Raw genomic sequence first — 14,502 nt, forward strand, 5'->3', positions numbered from 1 at the left:
CCCGGTCTCAGTTGCAGCGGGCGACGACCTCGGCGAGCTTCGCGGCGATCCCGTCGGCCAGCTCCTGGGTGGGCGCCTCCACCATCACGCGCACCAGCTGCTCGGTGCCGGAGGGTCGCAGCAGCACCCGGCCGTCCGCACCCAGCTCGGCCTCGACGGCGTTCACCGCGTCGGCGACCTCGTCGCTCTCGGACACCGCCAGACGGTCGCGGACCGGCACGTTGACCAGGGTCTGCGGGAGCCGCTGCACCACCCCGGCGAGGTCGGCCAGCGAGGAGCCGGTCGCCGCCATGCGGGAGAGCAGCGCGAGGCCGGTGAGCAGGCCGTCGCCGGTGGTGGCGTGGTCGAGGAAGACCAGGTGGCCGCTCTGCTCGCCGCCGAGGCTCAGCCCGCGGGCGCGCAGTGCCTCCAGCACGTACCGGTCCCCCACGGCGGTGGTGTGCACCGCGATGCCGGCGTCGCGCATCGTGTGGTGGAAGCCGAGGTTGCTCATGACCGTCGCGACGACGGTGTCGCCGGCCAGCTCCCCGCGCTCGTGCAGGGCGAGGGCGCAGACGGCGAGGATCGCGTCGCCGTCCACCAGGTCGCCGTCGGCGGTGACCGCCAGGCACCGGTCGGCGTCGCCGTCGTGGGCGATGCCGAGGTCGGCGCCGTGCGCCCCGACCGCCTCGACCAGCGGACCGAGGTGGGTGGAGCCGATGCCGTCGTTGATGTTCCAGCCGTCGGGCTCCCCGCCGATCACGTGGACGGTCGCGCCGGCCCGGCGGTAGACCTCGGGGGCGCAGACCGCTGCCGCCCCGTGGGCGCAGTCGACGACGAGGGTGAGGCCGGCCAGCGACTGCGGCACCGTCGACAGCAGGTGCTCGACGTAGCGGCCTCCGGCCTCGGGGAGGTCGCGGACCCGGCCGATGTCGGCACCGGCGGGCCGGTGACCCGAGGAGTCGCCGCCGGCGACGACCTGCTCGATCTCCGCCTCGAGGGCGTCGGGGAGCTTGTGGCCGCCGCGGCTGAACAGCTTGATGCCGTTGTCGGGCATCGGGTTGTGACTGGCGGAGATCATCACGCCGAGGTCCGCGCCGGTCTGCGCGGTGAGGTACGCGATCGCCGGGGTGGGGAGCACCCCGGCGCGCAGCACCTCCGCACCGGCGCTCGCGAGGCCCGCCACGACGGCGGCCTCGAGCATCTCCCCGCTGGCGCGGGGGTCGCGGCCGACGACCGCGACGGGACGATGGGTCCCGTCGCGGTCGGCGAGCACGCCGGCGGCAGCACGTGCCACCGAGAGGGCCAACTCCGGCGTGAGGTCGGCGTTGGCCCGACCCCGGACGCCGTCGGTCCCGAAGAGGCGACCCACGGGCTGCCCGGTCAGCGCTTCGAGTACTGGGGCGCCTTGCGGGCCTTCTTCAGCCCGTACTTCTTGCGCTCCGTGACCCGGGGGTCGCGGGTGAGGAAGCCGGCCTTCTTGAGCGCGGGGCGGTCGTCGGGCTCCACCTCGATGAGCGCCCGGGCGATCGCCAGGCGGAGTGCGCCGGCCTGGCCGGAGACACCGCCGCCGTGCAGGATGCCCACGACGTCGTACTGCTCGTTCTTCTCCAGGATCACGAACGGCTCACGGATGAGCTGCTGGTGCACCTTGTTGGGGAAGTAGTCCTCGATGGTGCGGCCGTTGAGCCGGAACTGGCCGGTGCCGGGCAGCAGCCGCACGCGGACGATGGCCTCCTTGCGGCGACCGACGGTCTGGATCGGACGCCCGTCGGCGTCGGTCACGGTCAGTGCGCTGGTCACTGGGCCACCTGCTTGATCTCGTAGGACTGGGGCTGCTGCGCGGCGTGCGGGTGCTCCGGCCCGGCGTACACCTTGAGCTTCTTGAGCATCTGCCGGCCGAGGGTGTTGTGCGGCAGCATCCCCTTGATGGCGCGCTCGATGACGCGGTCGGGGTGGGTGCGCAGCTGGTCGCCCACGTTGATCGTCCGCAGCCCACCCGGGTAACCGGAGTGGCGGTAGGCGACCTTGTTGTCGCGCTTGGAGCCGGTGAGGGCCACCTTGCCGGCGTTGACGATGACGACGAAGTCGCCGACGTCGACGTGCGGGGCGTACTGCGGCTTGTGCTTGCCGCGGAGCAGGATCGCGGTCTGGCTGGCGAGTCGACCGAGCACCACATCAGTGGCGTCGATGACGTGCCAGGCCCGGCTGACCTCGCCGGGCTTGGGGGTGTACGTGCGCACGCGCTCGTGTCCTCCGTCGTCGTCGGGTGTCGGCTGGTGGGATCGCCTCACCGAGGACGGGAGACGGTGCAGCGCGCGCGGGACCAGCCGGGCCCGCACGCCAGCCGATCACGATACCAGCCTCCGGGTACCGCCCTCCCGGCGGACGACGGACCCTCAGACGACCTCGCGCAGCCGCCCGGTCTCGACGTCGTAGACCGTCCCCCGCACCTTGTGGGAGATCAGGTACGGGCAGTCCTGGATCTGCTTGATGGACGTCCGGACGTCGTCGTCGACATCGGTGAACGCCTGAACCGACCAGAACGGACGGCGGCCGGTCGCCTTCTCCACGCGGTCGGCGAAGGTCCGGTCATCGGTCGCCTGCAGGCCGCACTCGGTGTGGTGGACCAGCAGGATCTCGCGGGTCCCGAGCAGGTGCTGGGAGACGGTCAGTGACCGGATGACGTCCTCGGTGATGACGCCGCCGGCGTTGCGGATGACGTGGGCGTCACCGACGTCGAGGCCGAGGAGTCCGAACAGCGGCATGCGGGAGTCCATGCACGCCACGACCGCGACCTTGCGGGCCGGGCGCACCGGCTTGCTCCCGGGGAAGCGCGCGGCCCACTGCTCGTTGGCCGCCAGCATCCGGTCGATCTCCGACACCTGCCACCTCCGTCTCGACCGTTCGAGCCGGGACCCTATCCGGAGGGTGTCCCGGCCCGCACCAGAGCGATCGGACAGGATGAGCCCCGTGCGCACGGTCGAGGAACACCAGGCGGTCGTCGCCGCCCTCCTGCCTCCCCTCCCCGAGGAGGAGGTGTCGCTGGCGGCGGCGCACAACCGGGTGCTGGCCCGGGACGTCCGCGCCTCGGTCGCGCTGCCGGGGTTCGACAACTCCGCGATGGACGGCTACGCGGCCCGCTGGTCCGAGGTGGCGCCCCCGCCGGTGCGGCTGCCGGTGGCCGACGACATCCCGGCCGGGCGCACCGACGTCGTCCCGCTGGCGCCGGGCACGGTGCAGCGGATCATGACCGGCGCCCCGCTGCCGGACGGCGCCGACGTCGTCGTGCCGGTCGAGCTCACCGACGGCGGCACCGACGTCGTGGAGATCCGGGACTCCCCCGCCGCCGGCACCCACCTGCGGCACGCCGGCGAGGACATCGCCGCCGGCGCGGTCGCCCTCACCGCCGGCTCGCCGTTGGGCGCCGCCCAGCTGGGGCTCGCCGCGGCCGTGGGTGCCCGGACGCTGCCGGTGCGACGGCGTCCGCGTGTGCTCGTGCTCTCCACCGGCAGCGAGCTCGTCGAGCCCGGCGCCCCGCTGCTGCCCGGGCAGATCTACGAGTCCAACTCCGCGCTGCTTGCCGCCGCGGTCGAGGACGCCGGTGGCACGGCGCGGCGGCTGCACTTCGTCCCTGACGACGTCGACCAGTTCCTCGCCACCGTCCGCGCCGAGCTGGCCACGGCCGACCTGCTGATCACCAGCGGCGGGGTGAGCGCGGGCGCCTACGAGGTGGTCAAGGACGCGTTCGCCGCCCTGGGCACCGTCGAGTTCGCGAAGGTGGCCATGCAGCCCGGCGGCCCGCAGGGAGCCGGCACGGTGGACGGGGTCCCCGTGGTCACGCTGCCGGGCAACCCGGTGAGCTCCTTCGTGTCCTTCGAGGTGTTCGTGCGCCCCGCGCTGCGCCGCGCGCTGGGGCACGCGGCACCCGGCCGGCTGCGCGCCCCGGCGGTGCTGACCGCGCCGCTGCGCTCGCCGGCCGGGCGGCGGCAGTTCCTCCGCGGCCGGTACGACGGGGGGCTGGTCTCCCAGGTCGGTGGCCCGGGGTCGCACCTGGTGGCCCATCTGGCCCGCGCCAACTGCCTGGTCGTCGTCCCCGAGGACGTGACCGAACTGCCCGCCGGCGCCCAGGTGGACGTCGTGCTGATCGAGGGAGCACTGCAGTGAGGCGACAGCGAGCGAGCACCGCAGCGAGCGCCGGCGAGCGAGGAACGGGACGGGCGTCCGGAGCAACAGGAGGACGGCAGTGAGCGACCGTCTCACGCACGTCGACGAGTCCGGCGCCGCCCGGATGGTGGACGTCTCGGCCAAGCCGGTGACGGCGCGGGAGGCCACCGCGGCGGGCCGGGTGCTGGTCAGCCCCGAGGTGGTCGCGCTGCTCCGCGGCGAGGGGGTGCCCAAGGGCGACGCCGTGGCCGTCGCGCGCATCGCCGGCATCGCCGGGGCCAAGCGGACGCCGGACCTCGTGCCGCTGTGCCACCCGATCGCCCTGCACGGCGTCACCGTCGACGTCACGGTGGCCGACGACGCGGTCGAGATCACCGCCACCGCCCGCACGGCCGACCGCACCGGGGTGGAGATGGAAGCCCTCACCTCCGTCGCCGTCGCCGGGCTCACCGTCATCGACATGGTCAAGGCCGTCGACCCGCGGGCCACCATCACCGACGTCCGGCTGCTGGCCAAGTCCGGAGGCAAGAGCGGCGAGTGGCGCCGGTGACCGGGGTGCCTGCCCTCGCCCGGGCCGTCGTCGTCACCGCGTCCAACCGCGCGTCCGCCGGGGTGTACCCCGACCGCAGCGGTGAGGCACTGGCCGAGGGCCTGCGCGAGCTGGGCTTCGACGTGGCGGGGCCGCACGTGCGCCCGGACGACGTCGACGAGCTCGAGGCCGTGCTCCGCGCGGCGGTGGACGCCGGCGCCGACGTCGTCCTGACCACCGGGGGGACCGGGCTGTCCCCCACCGACGTGACCCCCGAGGCCACCCGGCGTGTGCTCGAGCGGGACGCCCCGGGGCTCGCCGAGGCGGTGCGGCGGTACGGCGCCGACCACGGGGTGCCGACGTCGGTCCTGTCCCGCGGCCTCGCGGGCACGGCCGGCCGCACCCTGATCGTCAACCTGCCCGGCTCCACCGGCGGGGTCCGCGACGGCCTCGCCGTCCTCGGCCCGCTGCTCCCCCACATCGTCAGCCAGCTGCGCGGCGGCGACCATGCCTGATGTCGCGCTCCACGCTCCGATCGCGGCCAGGTCCCGTCACCCGCTGCACTGAGCCGGCCCCGGCGCTCGATCGCGGGAGCCTCCGGCCCCCGCTCCTCCCTCGCCCCGCAGGGCGGCTCACCTATGGCGCGGGGAGGTCGAGGCGCTCCGGTCTAGAGTAGACGTTGCAGCCGTCGCCGCGGAGGAAGCCGACGAGGGTGATGCCGACGTCGGCGGCCAGCTCCACGGCCAGGGACGACGGCGCCGACACGGCCGCGAGCACCGGGATCCCGGCCATCGCCGCCTTCTGGGTCAGCTCGAAGCTGGCCCGTCCGCTGACCATGAGCACGTGGCCGGTCAGCGGTAGCCGACCCTCGCGCACCGCGTCACCGACGACCTTGTCGACGGCGTTGTGCCGGCCCACGTCCTCACGGAGGGCGACCAGCTCCCCCTCCGCGGTGAACAGCCCCGCGGCGTGCAGCCCCCCGGTCTTGTCGAACACCTCCTGGGCAGCCCGCAGGCGGTCGGGCAGCGCCAGCAGCGTGGCCAGGGGCACCCGGGTGCCGTCGGCGGCGACGTCGTGCCGCGTCCGCGTCCGGATGGCGTCGATGCTGGCCTTGCCGCAGACGCCACAGGAGCTCGACGTGTAGAAGTTCCGGTCCAGCGCGGTGTCCGGCGGCTCCACACCCGGGGCGAGGTCGACGTCGACGACGTTGTAGGTGTTGCGGCCGTCGGCATCGACCGAGTCGCAGTAGCGCAGCCCCAGCACGTCGTCGCTGCCGGCGATCACGCCCTCGGTGGCCAGGAAGCCGTGCACGAGGTCGAAGTCGTGCCCCGGCGTCCGCATGGTCACCGCCAGCGGCGTGCCGGACAGCCGGATCTCCAGGGGCTCCTCGGCGGCGACGGTGTCCGGTCGCGTGGTCCGCGCCGTCCCACGGATCCGCAGCACCGGCGTCCGGCTCGTGACTCGTCCCACGAACGGCGACGGTACCCACGTCGGGCCCCTACGGTCGCGGTGTGCCCCCGCTGCCCGCGTACGCCGCCGTCGTGCTGGCCGGCGGCCGCGCCGCGCGGATGGGCGGCCAGGCCAAGCCGCAACTGGACGTCGGGGGCCGGAGCATGCTCGCCGCGGTGCTCGCCGCCGTGGCCGACGCCGAGCAGCGGATCGTGGTGGGACCCCCGCAGCCGGTGCCCGCCGGTGTGGTGGTCGTGCGCGAGGAACCGCCCCGCGGCGGGCCGGTCGCCGCGATGCGGACCGGTCTCACGCAGGTGTCGAGCGAGGTGGTCGCCCTGCTCGCCGGCGACCTGCCGTTCCTGACCGCCGGGCTGGTCCGGTCGCTGCGGGAACGGCTGACCGGCGACGGGGTGCTCGTCGTCGACGACACCGGCCAGGACCAGCTGCTGCTGGGCGTGTGGCGGACGGCGACCCTGCGGGCGGCCGTGGCCGACGTCTCCGGCCCCACGTCCGTGCGCAAGGTGCTCGCCCCGCTGGCCGTGCGCCGCCTGCACCCGGTCGTGCCGCCGGGGCAGCCACCGCCGTGGACCGACTGCGACACCCCGGCCGAGCTCGCCCGCGCGCGGGCCGCGGCGGCCCGGCGCGTACCGGGCCGGGTACCGCCTCGACCGGCGGGGTAGGCCGGGGGCATGCGCATCGTCGTCGCCGGAGCACACGGCCAGGTCGCCCGTCGCCTCGACCGCCTGCTCTCCGCCCGCGGGGACACCGTCGTCGGCATCGTCCGCAACGCCGGCCACGAGGCCGACGTGGCGGCCGACGGGGCGCGCCCGGTGCTGCTGGACCTGGAGTCGGCGTCGGTCGACGACGTCGCGGCCGCGGTGGCGGGCAGCGATGCGGTCGTCTTCGCCGCGGGGGCCGGCCCGGGCAGCGGGACCGCGCGCAAGGACACCGTCGACCGCGCCGCCGCCGTCCTGCTGGCCGACGCCGCACAGCACGCGGGGGTGCGGCGGTACCTCCTGGTCTCCTCCATGGGCGTGGACTCCGTCGCCGACGGCGCCCGGCCCGAGGGGCTCGACGACGTCTTCACCGCCTACCTGCAGGCCAAGCTCGCCGCCGAGCGGGACGTCCTCGCCCGACCGGCCCTCGCGACCACCGTCGTCCGGCCCGGTGGCCTGACCGACGAGCCCGGCACCGGTCGCGTCACGCTGGCCCGGCACGTGGAGCGGGGCAGCGTGCCCCGGGACGACGTGGCCGCCGTGCTCGTCGCGCTCCTCGACGCCGGCGCGGACGGTGCCGTCCTCGAGCTGGTGGCGGGTCCCACGCCGATCGACGAGGCGGTCGCCGCCCTCGGCTGATCAGCCCCGGCGGGCCCGGGTGACGAGCGCCCGGGCAGCGAGCTGGTCGTCGGGCGGGTAGTCGACCGCGACCAGCGTCAGCCCGGCGGCCGGGGCGACGGTGAACTCACCGGACCGCTCGGTGCGCCCCAGGAGCCCGGCGGGCCACTCCGGCGGACGCCGGCCCTCCCCCACGGCGAGCAGCGCCCCCACCAGGCTGCGGACCATCGAGTGGCAGAAGGCGTCGGCCGAGGCCCGGACCATGACCAGATCGCCCTCCCGTGCCACCGACAGCGCCAGCAGCGTCCGCACGGTGGTCGCGCCCTCCCGGCGCCGGCAGAAGGCGGCGAAGTCGTGCTCGCCGAGCAGCAGCCCGGCCGCGCGGGCCATGCCCTCGACGTCCAGCCGCCGCGGCCAGCCGACGGTGTCCAGGCGGCGCAGCGGCGGCGGCCCGGACGGCGCGTCGGTCAGCCGGTAGACGTAGTGCCGGCGCAGCGCTCCGAAACGGGCGTCGAAGGCGGCCGGCGCCTCCTCCACCCCGGTCACCACGATGTCGGGGGGCAGCACGCCCCGCAGCCGGCGGACCAGCCGGTCCCGGTGCCCGAGCCACACCTCCCGCGGGACGTCCGCGTGCGCGACCTGTCCGGTGGCGTGCACACCGGCGTCGGTACGGCCCGCGACGGTGAGGTCGACCGGGCAGCGCAGCACCCGCGCCAGGGCCTCCTCCAGGTCGCCCTGGACGGTGCGCTGGGCGGGCTGACGCGCCCACCCGTGCAGCGTCGTCCCGTCGTAGCCGATGGCGAGACGAAGACGGACGAGCCCGTCCCCCCGGGAGGGGACGGGCTCGTCCGGGTGCTGAGGCGTGCTCAGCGGACTACTTCGGGTCCGGCGCTGCCTCGCCGCCGGGTGCCTGCAGGCTCGCGGTGGCGGAGTCGCCGAGCTCGGCGGCGTTCACCTCGGCGGCAGCAGCGGCGGCGAGCTCCGGGGACACGTTGTCGCCCTCGACGACGACGCCGTTCTCGGCGCCGGGCTGCGGGGTGACGGCGCGGTCGTCCTGGTGCTCGTCGTCGGGGTTGAAGACGTCGGTGACGATCGCCTGGGCCTCGTCGTCCACCGCACCGCTGACCACCACGGGCGAGGTGTCCCCACCGGGGCCGGTCGTCTCCCCGTCGAGTGTCGCGCCCTGGTCCCCACCACCGACGCGCACACCGGCCGCGCCGGCACCGGCGCCCGCGCCGGGAGTGCCCTGCGGGCGGGTGGCGTCGTCGGGCTCGCTCATCGGGTGCCGGCCGGGGTCTCGTCGTCCCCGGGCGACTCCGCGTCCGCGGCGACCGCGGTGTCGGCCTCGACGTCGGCCGGGGCGTCCTCGGCGACCGGCTCCACGTCGGAGGCCTCCGCGTCGGCCGCCACGGCGTCACCGTCGGTGGCCGGGGTGGCGTCCTCGAGCGCGTCCGCGGTGACCTCGCCGGACGCTGCAGCCGCGCCGGCGCCGGTCGCGAACCGGGTCCCGCGGGCGCGCTCGGCCTCACCGACGGCCTGCTGAGACACGGTCAGGGCCTCGACCAGCTCGATGACGGCCATGGGCGCGTTGTCGCCCTTGCGCGGGCCGACCTTGGTGATCCGCGTGTAGCCGCCCGGCCGGTTCTCGTACCGGGGACCGATCTCGGCGAACAGCGTGTGCACGACGTCCTTGTCCCGGATGGTCGTCATGACCTGGCGACGAGCGTGCAGGTCACCGCGCTTGGCGAAGGTCACCAGCTTCTCGGCCAGCGGACGCAGCCGCTTCGCCTTCGCCTCGGTGGTGGTGATCCGGCCGTGCTCGAACAGCGACGTGGCCAGGTTCGCCAGCATCAGCCGCTCGTGCGAGGGGGATCCGCCGAGACGGGGGCCCTTGGTGGGGGTGGGCATGTCGGTCCTTCCTCAGGCGGCCGGGCGGTGCGTGCCGGGCCACGTCATGGAGCTGTCATCCGTGGTGCTGTGCGTCGCTTCAGTGTGGCTGCCCGGGAGACGGCGCCGGACGGCGGGTCGCCCCGCCGTCCGGCCCGGACAGCAGCGCAGCTCAGAGCTGCTCGGTCTCCTGGTAGGTCCCGTCGCTGTACTCGACCCCACCGAACTGCTCGGTGCCGTACTCGGCGGTGCCCTGGTAGGCGTCGGTCTCGTAGCCCTCGTCGTAGCTCTCCACCGAGGTGGGGATGAACCCGGGCGGGCTGTCCTTGAGCGCGAGGCCCATCGCCGCGAGCTTCATCTTGACCTCGTCGATCGACTTGGCCCCGAAGTTGCGGATGTCGAGCAGGTCGGCCTCGGAGCGGGTGACGAGCTCACCGACGGTGTGCACGCCCTCGCGCTTGAGGCAGTTGTAGGACCGGACGGTGAGGTCCATGTCCTCGATCGGCATCGAGAAGTTCGCGATGTCGGCGGCCTCGGCCGGGCTGGGCCCGACCTCGATGCCCTCGGCGTCGATGTTCAGCTCGCGGAGCAGGCCGAACAGCTCGACCAGCGTGGAGCCGGCGCTGGCGATCGCGTCACGGGGCGCGATCGACGGCTTGGTCTCGACGTCGACGACCAGGCGGTCGAAGTCGGTGCGCTGCTCGACGCGGGTCGCCTCGACGGCGTAGGTCACCTTGAGGACCGGCGAGTAGATCGAGTCGACGGGGATCCGGCCGATCTCCTGGCCGGGCTGCTTGTTCTGCGGCGCCGGCACGTACCCGCGACCCCGCTCGACGACCAGCTCGATCTCGAGACGGCCCTTGCCGTTCAGCGTGGCGATGTGCAGGTCGGGGTTGTGCACCTCGACACCGGCCGGCGGCGCGATGTCGGCGGCGGTGACCTCGCTCGGGCCCTGCTTGCGCAGGTACATGGTCACCGGCTCGTCGGAGTCCGAGCTGACGACCAGGCCCTTGAGGTTGAGGATGAGCTCGGTGACGTCCTCCTTGACGCCCGGCACGGTCGTGAACTCGTGCAGGGTGCCCTCGATCCGGATGCTGGTGACAGCAGCGCCGGGGATCGAGGAGAGGAGCGTGCGGCGCAGGGAGTTGCCGAGGGTGTAGCCGAAGCCGGGCTCCAGCGGCTCGATGACGAACCGCGAGCGCGACTCGGTGATCGTCTCCTCGGTGAGGGTGGGGCGCTGTGCGATGAGCATGGTGGATCTCCTCCTGGTCCTCCGGCGACCGCCATATGACGCCGTGAGGGGGGTGGTGCCGGCGGGGTGGACATCGGTCCGCCCACCCCGCCGTCGGCCCCCTGCAGGGTCCCACCGCGAGCTCGCGAGTGGTGGGGTGCAGGGGGTCCTTCTGTTACTTCGAGTAGAGCTCGACGATCAGCTGCTCCTGGACCGGGGTGTCGATCACCTGGCGGGCCGGCACGCTGTGCACGAGCACCCGCAGCTGGCTGCTGATGACCTCCAGCCACGGCGGGACGGGACGCTCCCCGGCGCGGGCCTGGGCGATCTCGAAGGGCAGCATCCGCCGTGACTTCTCGGCGACCTCGATGATGTCGCTCGAGCTGACGCGGTAGGACGGGATGTCGACCTTGCGGCCGTTCACCCGGATGTGGCCGTGGCGCACCAGCTGGCGGGCCATGTCGCGGGACTCGGCGAAGCCGGCCCGGTAGACCACGTTGTCGAGGCGGGACTCGAGGATCTGCAGCAGGACCTCACCGGTCTTGCCCGACTTCTTGTTCGCCTCTTCGTAGTAGCCGCGGAACTGCTTCTCCAGCACGCCGTAGATGCGGCGGGCCTTCTGCTTCTCGCGCAGCTGCAGCAGGTACTCGCTGTCCTTGCTGCGGCCCCGGCCGTGCTCGCCCGGCGGGTAGGGCCGGATCTCGATCGGGCACTTCGGGGACTCGCACTTGCTGCCCTTGAGGAACAGCTTCATCTTCTCGCGCCGACACATGCGGCAGTCGGCTCCGGTGTAACGGGCCACGTCTGTCTACCTTCGCTCTCGTCGCTGGCCGGTCAGACCCGGCGGCGCTTCTTGGGGCGGCAGCCGTTGTGCGGCTGCGGCGTCACGTCCTGGATCTGGCCGACCTCGAGGCCGGTGGCCTGCAGCGACCGGATGGCCGTCTCGCGACCGGAACCCGGGCCCTTGACGAAGACGTCGACCTTGCGCATGCCGTGCTCCTGCGCCTTGCGGGCCGCGTTCTCGGCGGCCATCTGCGCGGCGAACGGCGTCGACTTGCGCGACCCCTTGAAGCCGACGTGGCCGGCCGAGGCCCAGCTGATCACGTTCCCGGTCGGGTCGGTGATCGACACGATCGTGTTGTTGAACGTGCTCTTGATGTGCGCGGCGCCGTGGGCGACGTTCTTCTTCTCCTTGCGGCGGACCTTCTTGGCACCAGCCGCAGTGCGAGCCCTGGGAGGCATGTCTCTCCGGTTTCTTCCTGATCAGTGGCCAGATGCAGCACGCGGCGCACCGTCGCTCCCGCCCTCACGGGTAGCTGCGACGGCGCACGTCGCGACTTACTTCTTGCCGGCCTTCTTCTTGCCGGCGATGGTCTTGCGCGGGCCCTTGCTCGAGCGCGCGTTGGTCTTCGTGCGCTGCCCGTGCACCGGGAGCCCACGGCGGTGACGCAGCCCCTGGTAGCAGCCGATCTCCACCTTGCGGCGGATGTCGGCGGCCACCTCGCGGCGGAGGTCGCCTTCGACGCGGAAGTGCTCGTCGATGTAGTCGCGGAGCTTCAGCAGGTCCTCGTCGCCGAGGTCCTTGACGCGCAGGTCCGGGCTCACGCCCGTCGCGGCCAGGGTCTCCTTGGCGTGGGTCTTGCCGATGCCGTAGATGTACGTGAGCGCGATCTCCATCCGCTTCTCGCGGGGGAGGTCGACGCCGGCCAGTCGTGCCATGTCCAGGTACTCCCTCAGCCCTGCCGCTGCTTGTGGCGGGCGTTGTCGCAGATGACCATGACCCGGCCGTGCCGGCGGATCACCTTGCACTTGTCACAGATCTTCTTCACCGACGGCTGGACCTTCACCGGTGCCGCCCCTCACTTCTCTTCGTTCGGACGCCGTCCGCGCCGCCCAGGAGGACGACCGGACCGGCGATCACTTGTACCGGTAGACGATGCGACCGCGGGTCAGGTCGTAGGGCGAGAGCTCCACGACCACGCGGTCCTCGGGCAGGATGCGGATGTAGTGCTGCCGCATCTTGCCGCTGATGTGGGCGAGCACCCGGTGCCCGTTCTGCAACTCGACCCGGAACATCGCGTTGGGCAGCGGCTCGACGACGCGACCCTCGACCTCGATGGCCCCGTCCTTCTTCGCCATGCCCTACACGCGCTCCTCGACTCGGTGGTACTGGTGTTCCTCGCGCGCCCACGCCGGATCGACCGGTGCGCGCTCGGTTGTTTGCAGAACAGGTGGTGCAGACGCTCTCGCGAGGGCGTCCCGGGTCATGCGGCCACAGCACGACGACAGGACGGCGCGAACGCCATCGGCCACTGTACCCCGCCCCGGCGCGCCCCTCCAACCCGGGCCTCTGTGATCCGGGAGGCTGGAGAGCTGACCCGATCGGCCCCGTCGGAGGAGCGGGGGGCGAGGGCGTCCTCTCTCACGTCCGGGGCGTGATGCCGAACGGGGCCAGCCCCGCGACGCCGCCGTCCTCGGCGGTGAGGACCCACGGGCCCTCCGGCGTGACGGCGACGGTGTGCTCGAAGTGCGCCGCGCGGGAGCCGTCCTTGGTGACGACGGTCCAGCCGTCCTCGAGCTCGACGGTCGCCGGGTCCCCCACGGTGACCATCGGCTCGATCGCGAGCGCCAGCCCGGGGACGAGCTTGGGCCCGCGGCCGGCCCGGCCGTAGTTCAGCACGTGCGGGTCCTGGTGCATCTCCGTGCCGATGCCGTGCCCGCCGTAGTGGTCGACGATCCCGTAGGGGTGCGACTGGGCGGAGATCGTCTCCTCGACGGCGTGGCTGATGTCGGTCAGCCGGCCACCGGCCAGCGCCCTCGCCAGGCCCGCCCACATCGAGCGCTCGGTGACGTCGATCAGCGCAGCGTCCTCGGCGGACGGCTCTCCCACGGTCACCGTGACCGCCGAGTCCCCGTGCCAGCCGGCCAGGATCGCGCCGCAGTCGATGGAGAGGTTGTCGCCGTGGGCGAGCGCGCGGCCCCGGTTCGGGATGCCGTGCACGATCTCGTCGTTGATCGACGCGCAGATGCTGCCGGTGAACCCGTGGTACCCCAGGAACGAGGGCACGGCGCCGGCCGACCGGATGTGGTCCTCGGCGATCGCGTCCAGCTCGCCCGTGGTCACCCCGGGCCGGACGGCGGCCCGCACGGCGGCGATGGCGCCGGCCACGACGAGCCCGGCCGCCCGCATCAGCTCGATCTCGTGCGGGGTCTTGATCTGGATCATGCGTCCACTCCACTTCGCCAGCAGCGGCAGGCGACCGAGCAGGCCGGCGGCCGTCATGTGCGGCGCCGCCCTCAGCCCGCGCTGGGCTGCCCGGTCGGTCCCCCGGGCTGCTCGGACCCCTCGGCACCGTCCTGGCCGAGGGCCCCGAGCGCCCGCTCGGTGACCTCGTCGACAGTCCCGATGGCGTCGATGCGGGCCAGCAGCCCCTCGGAGTCGTAGAACCCCGACAGTGGCGCGGTCTGTTCCCGGTACACCTGCAGCCGGTGCCGCACGGTCTCCGGCTTGTCGTCCTCACGCTGCACGCGCTGGCCGTCGACCTCGACCCACCGGGTGGACAGCCGGCGCACCAGCTCGTCCTCGTCGACGACGAGCTCCAGCACGCGGTCCAGCGCGTGGCCGAGGTCGTGCAGCGACGAGCGCAGCTGCTCGGCCTGGGCGATGGTCCGCGGGAACCCGTCGAGCAGGAACCCGGCCTTGGCGTCGGCCTCGGCCAGCCGGTCCTTGACCATGGCGACGGTCACCTCGTCCGGGACGAGGTCACCGGCGTCCATGTAGCTCTTGGCGGCGAGCCCCAGCTCGGTCTTCCCGCTGACGTTCGCCCGGAAGATGTCCCCCGTCGAGATCGCGGGGACGCCGAGCTGGCCGGCGATGATCTGCGCCTGGGTGCCCTTGCCCGCCCCGGGGGGGCCGAGCAGCACGA

21 protein-coding genes are annotated in these 14,502 nt (G+C 73.6%); 5 read left to right on the forward strand and 16 right to left on the reverse strand.

Annotated features, from left to right (window positions below):
- Positions 1 to 7 precede the first annotated feature (7 nt).
- The 4 genes from glmM to GCU56_RS09520 form a co-directional block, all read right to left on the reverse strand.
- Positions 8 to 1,351, reverse strand: coding sequence for a phosphoglucosamine mutase (glmM, locus tag GCU56_RS09505; protein WP_163481487.1), 1,344 nt, complete (start codon positions 1,349 to 1,351; stop codon positions 8 to 10).
- A gap of 11 nt (positions 1,352 to 1,362) precedes the next feature.
- Positions 1,363 to 1,782, reverse strand: a complete 420-nt coding sequence (gene rpsI / locus GCU56_RS09510) for a 30S ribosomal protein S9 (protein WP_163481488.1) — start codon at positions 1,780 to 1,782, stop codon at positions 1,363 to 1,365.
- Positions 1,779 to 2,222, reverse strand: coding sequence for a 50S ribosomal protein L13 (gene rplM / locus GCU56_RS09515; RefSeq protein WP_163481489.1), 444 nt, complete (start codon positions 2,220 to 2,222; stop codon positions 1,779 to 1,781). Before rplM ends, rpsI begins: the two co-directional genes overlap by 4 nt.
- Before the next feature lie 156 nt (positions 2,223 to 2,378).
- Entirely contained in the window at positions 2,379 to 2,864 is a 486-nt protein-coding gene (locus GCU56_RS09520) for a carbonic anhydrase (protein ID WP_163481490.1), read from the reverse strand.
- Between the two features lie 79 nt (positions 2,865 to 2,943).
- Between GCU56_RS09520 and moeA the strand changes: the two genes are divergently transcribed.
- The 3 genes from moeA (at position 2,944) to GCU56_RS09535 (ending at position 5,190) form a co-directional block, all read left to right on the forward strand.
- Positions 2,944 to 4,146, forward strand: coding sequence for a molybdopterin molybdotransferase MoeA (gene moeA / locus GCU56_RS09525; protein WP_204331763.1), 1,203 nt, complete (start codon positions 2,944 to 2,946; stop codon positions 4,144 to 4,146).
- A 79-nt stretch (positions 4,147 to 4,225) separates the two neighbouring features.
- Complete coding sequence (gene moaC / locus GCU56_RS09530; RefSeq protein WP_163481492.1) at positions 4,226 to 4,696, forward strand: cyclic pyranopterin monophosphate synthase MoaC; 471 nt, start codon at positions 4,226 to 4,228, stop codon at positions 4,694 to 4,696.
- On the forward strand, positions 4,693 to 5,190 hold the full coding sequence (locus tag GCU56_RS09535) for a molybdenum cofactor synthesis domain-containing protein (protein WP_163481493.1): 498 nt from the start codon (positions 4,693 to 4,695) through the stop codon (positions 5,188 to 5,190). Before moaC ends, GCU56_RS09535 begins: the two co-directional genes overlap by 4 nt.
- 121 nt (positions 5,191 to 5,311) lie before the next feature.
- Here the strand turns inward: GCU56_RS09535 and fdhD are convergent, their stop codons facing one another.
- Positions 5,312 to 6,145: a formate dehydrogenase accessory sulfurtransferase FdhD gene (gene fdhD / locus GCU56_RS09540; RefSeq protein ID WP_163481494.1), complete on the reverse strand. Its 834-nt coding sequence runs from the start codon at positions 6,143 to 6,145 to the stop codon at positions 5,312 to 5,314.
- A 41-nt stretch (positions 6,146 to 6,186) separates the two neighbouring features.
- Between fdhD and mobA the strand changes: the two genes are divergently transcribed.
- Entirely contained in the window at positions 6,187 to 6,804 is a 618-nt protein-coding gene (gene mobA / locus GCU56_RS09545; RefSeq protein ID WP_163481495.1) for an NTP transferase domain-containing protein, read from the forward strand.
- 9 nt (positions 6,805 to 6,813) lie between these two features.
- Positions 6,814 to 7,479, forward strand: coding sequence for an NAD(P)H-binding protein (locus GCU56_RS09550; protein WP_163481496.1), 666 nt, complete (start codon positions 6,814 to 6,816; stop codon positions 7,477 to 7,479).
- Here GCU56_RS09550 and truA read toward each other — a convergent pair whose 3' ends face one another.
- The 11 genes from truA to GCU56_RS09605 all read right to left on the reverse strand — a co-directional run bounded on the left by truA (position 7,480) and on the right by GCU56_RS09605 (position 14,500).
- Complete coding sequence (gene truA / locus GCU56_RS09555; protein WP_163481667.1) at positions 7,480 to 8,328, reverse strand: tRNA pseudouridine(38-40) synthase TruA; 849 nt, start codon at positions 8,326 to 8,328, stop codon at positions 7,480 to 7,482.
- Between the two features lie 4 nt (positions 8,329 to 8,332).
- Positions 8,333 to 8,737 (reverse strand): hypothetical protein, encoded by a 405-nt coding sequence (locus GCU56_RS09560; RefSeq protein ID WP_163481497.1) that lies wholly within the window; start codon positions 8,735 to 8,737, stop codon positions 8,333 to 8,335.
- Positions 8,734 to 9,366, reverse strand: coding sequence for a 50S ribosomal protein L17 (rplQ, locus tag GCU56_RS25135; RefSeq protein ID WP_163481498.1), 633 nt, complete (start codon positions 9,364 to 9,366; stop codon positions 8,734 to 8,736). Before rplQ ends, GCU56_RS09560 begins: the two co-directional genes overlap by 4 nt.
- 151 nt (positions 9,367 to 9,517) lie before the next feature.
- A complete protein-coding gene (locus tag GCU56_RS09570; protein ID WP_163481499.1) occupies positions 9,518 to 10,597 on the reverse strand; it encodes a DNA-directed RNA polymerase subunit alpha in 1,080 nt (359 codons plus the stop codon).
- 154 nt (positions 10,598 to 10,751) lie between these two features.
- Positions 10,752 to 11,378: a 30S ribosomal protein S4 gene (gene rpsD, locus GCU56_RS09575; protein WP_163481500.1), complete on the reverse strand. Its 627-nt coding sequence runs from the start codon at positions 11,376 to 11,378 to the stop codon at positions 10,752 to 10,754.
- Positions 11,379 to 11,410: 32 nt separating this feature from the next.
- Positions 11,411 to 11,818 carry a 30S ribosomal protein S11 gene (rpsK, locus tag GCU56_RS09580; RefSeq protein WP_091380976.1) on the reverse strand — a complete coding sequence of 136 codons (408 nt, stop codon included), beginning with the start codon at positions 11,816 to 11,818 and terminating at the stop codon, positions 11,411 to 11,413.
- A 96-nt stretch (positions 11,819 to 11,914) separates the two neighbouring features.
- Entirely contained in the window at positions 11,915 to 12,295 is a 381-nt protein-coding gene (gene rpsM, locus GCU56_RS09585; RefSeq protein ID WP_163481501.1) for a 30S ribosomal protein S13, read from the reverse strand.
- A 14-nt stretch (positions 12,296 to 12,309) separates the two neighbouring features.
- A complete protein-coding gene (gene rpmJ / locus GCU56_RS09590; protein ID WP_012950458.1) occupies positions 12,310 to 12,423 on the reverse strand; it encodes a 50S ribosomal protein L36 in 114 nt (37 codons plus the stop codon).
- Positions 12,424 to 12,493: 70 nt separating this feature from the next.
- Positions 12,494 to 12,715, reverse strand: coding sequence for a translation initiation factor IF-1 (infA, locus tag GCU56_RS09595; protein ID WP_012950459.1), 222 nt, complete (start codon positions 12,713 to 12,715; stop codon positions 12,494 to 12,496).
- A gap of 283 nt (positions 12,716 to 12,998) precedes the next feature.
- Positions 12,999 to 13,859 carry a type I methionyl aminopeptidase gene (gene map / locus GCU56_RS09600; protein WP_239522012.1) on the reverse strand — a complete coding sequence of 287 codons (861 nt, stop codon included), beginning with the start codon at positions 13,857 to 13,859 and terminating at the stop codon, positions 12,999 to 13,001.
- A gap of 14 nt (positions 13,860 to 13,873) precedes the next feature.
- Positions 13,874 to 14,500, reverse strand: a complete 627-nt coding sequence (locus GCU56_RS09605; RefSeq protein WP_345771750.1) for an adenylate kinase — start codon at positions 14,498 to 14,500, stop codon at positions 13,874 to 13,876.
- Positions 14,501 to 14,502 lie beyond the last annotated feature (2 nt).

Source organism: Geodermatophilus sabuli (assembly GCF_010686765.1).
Lineage (GTDB): Bacteria > Actinomycetota > Actinomycetes > Mycobacteriales > Geodermatophilaceae > Geodermatophilus > Geodermatophilus sabuli_A.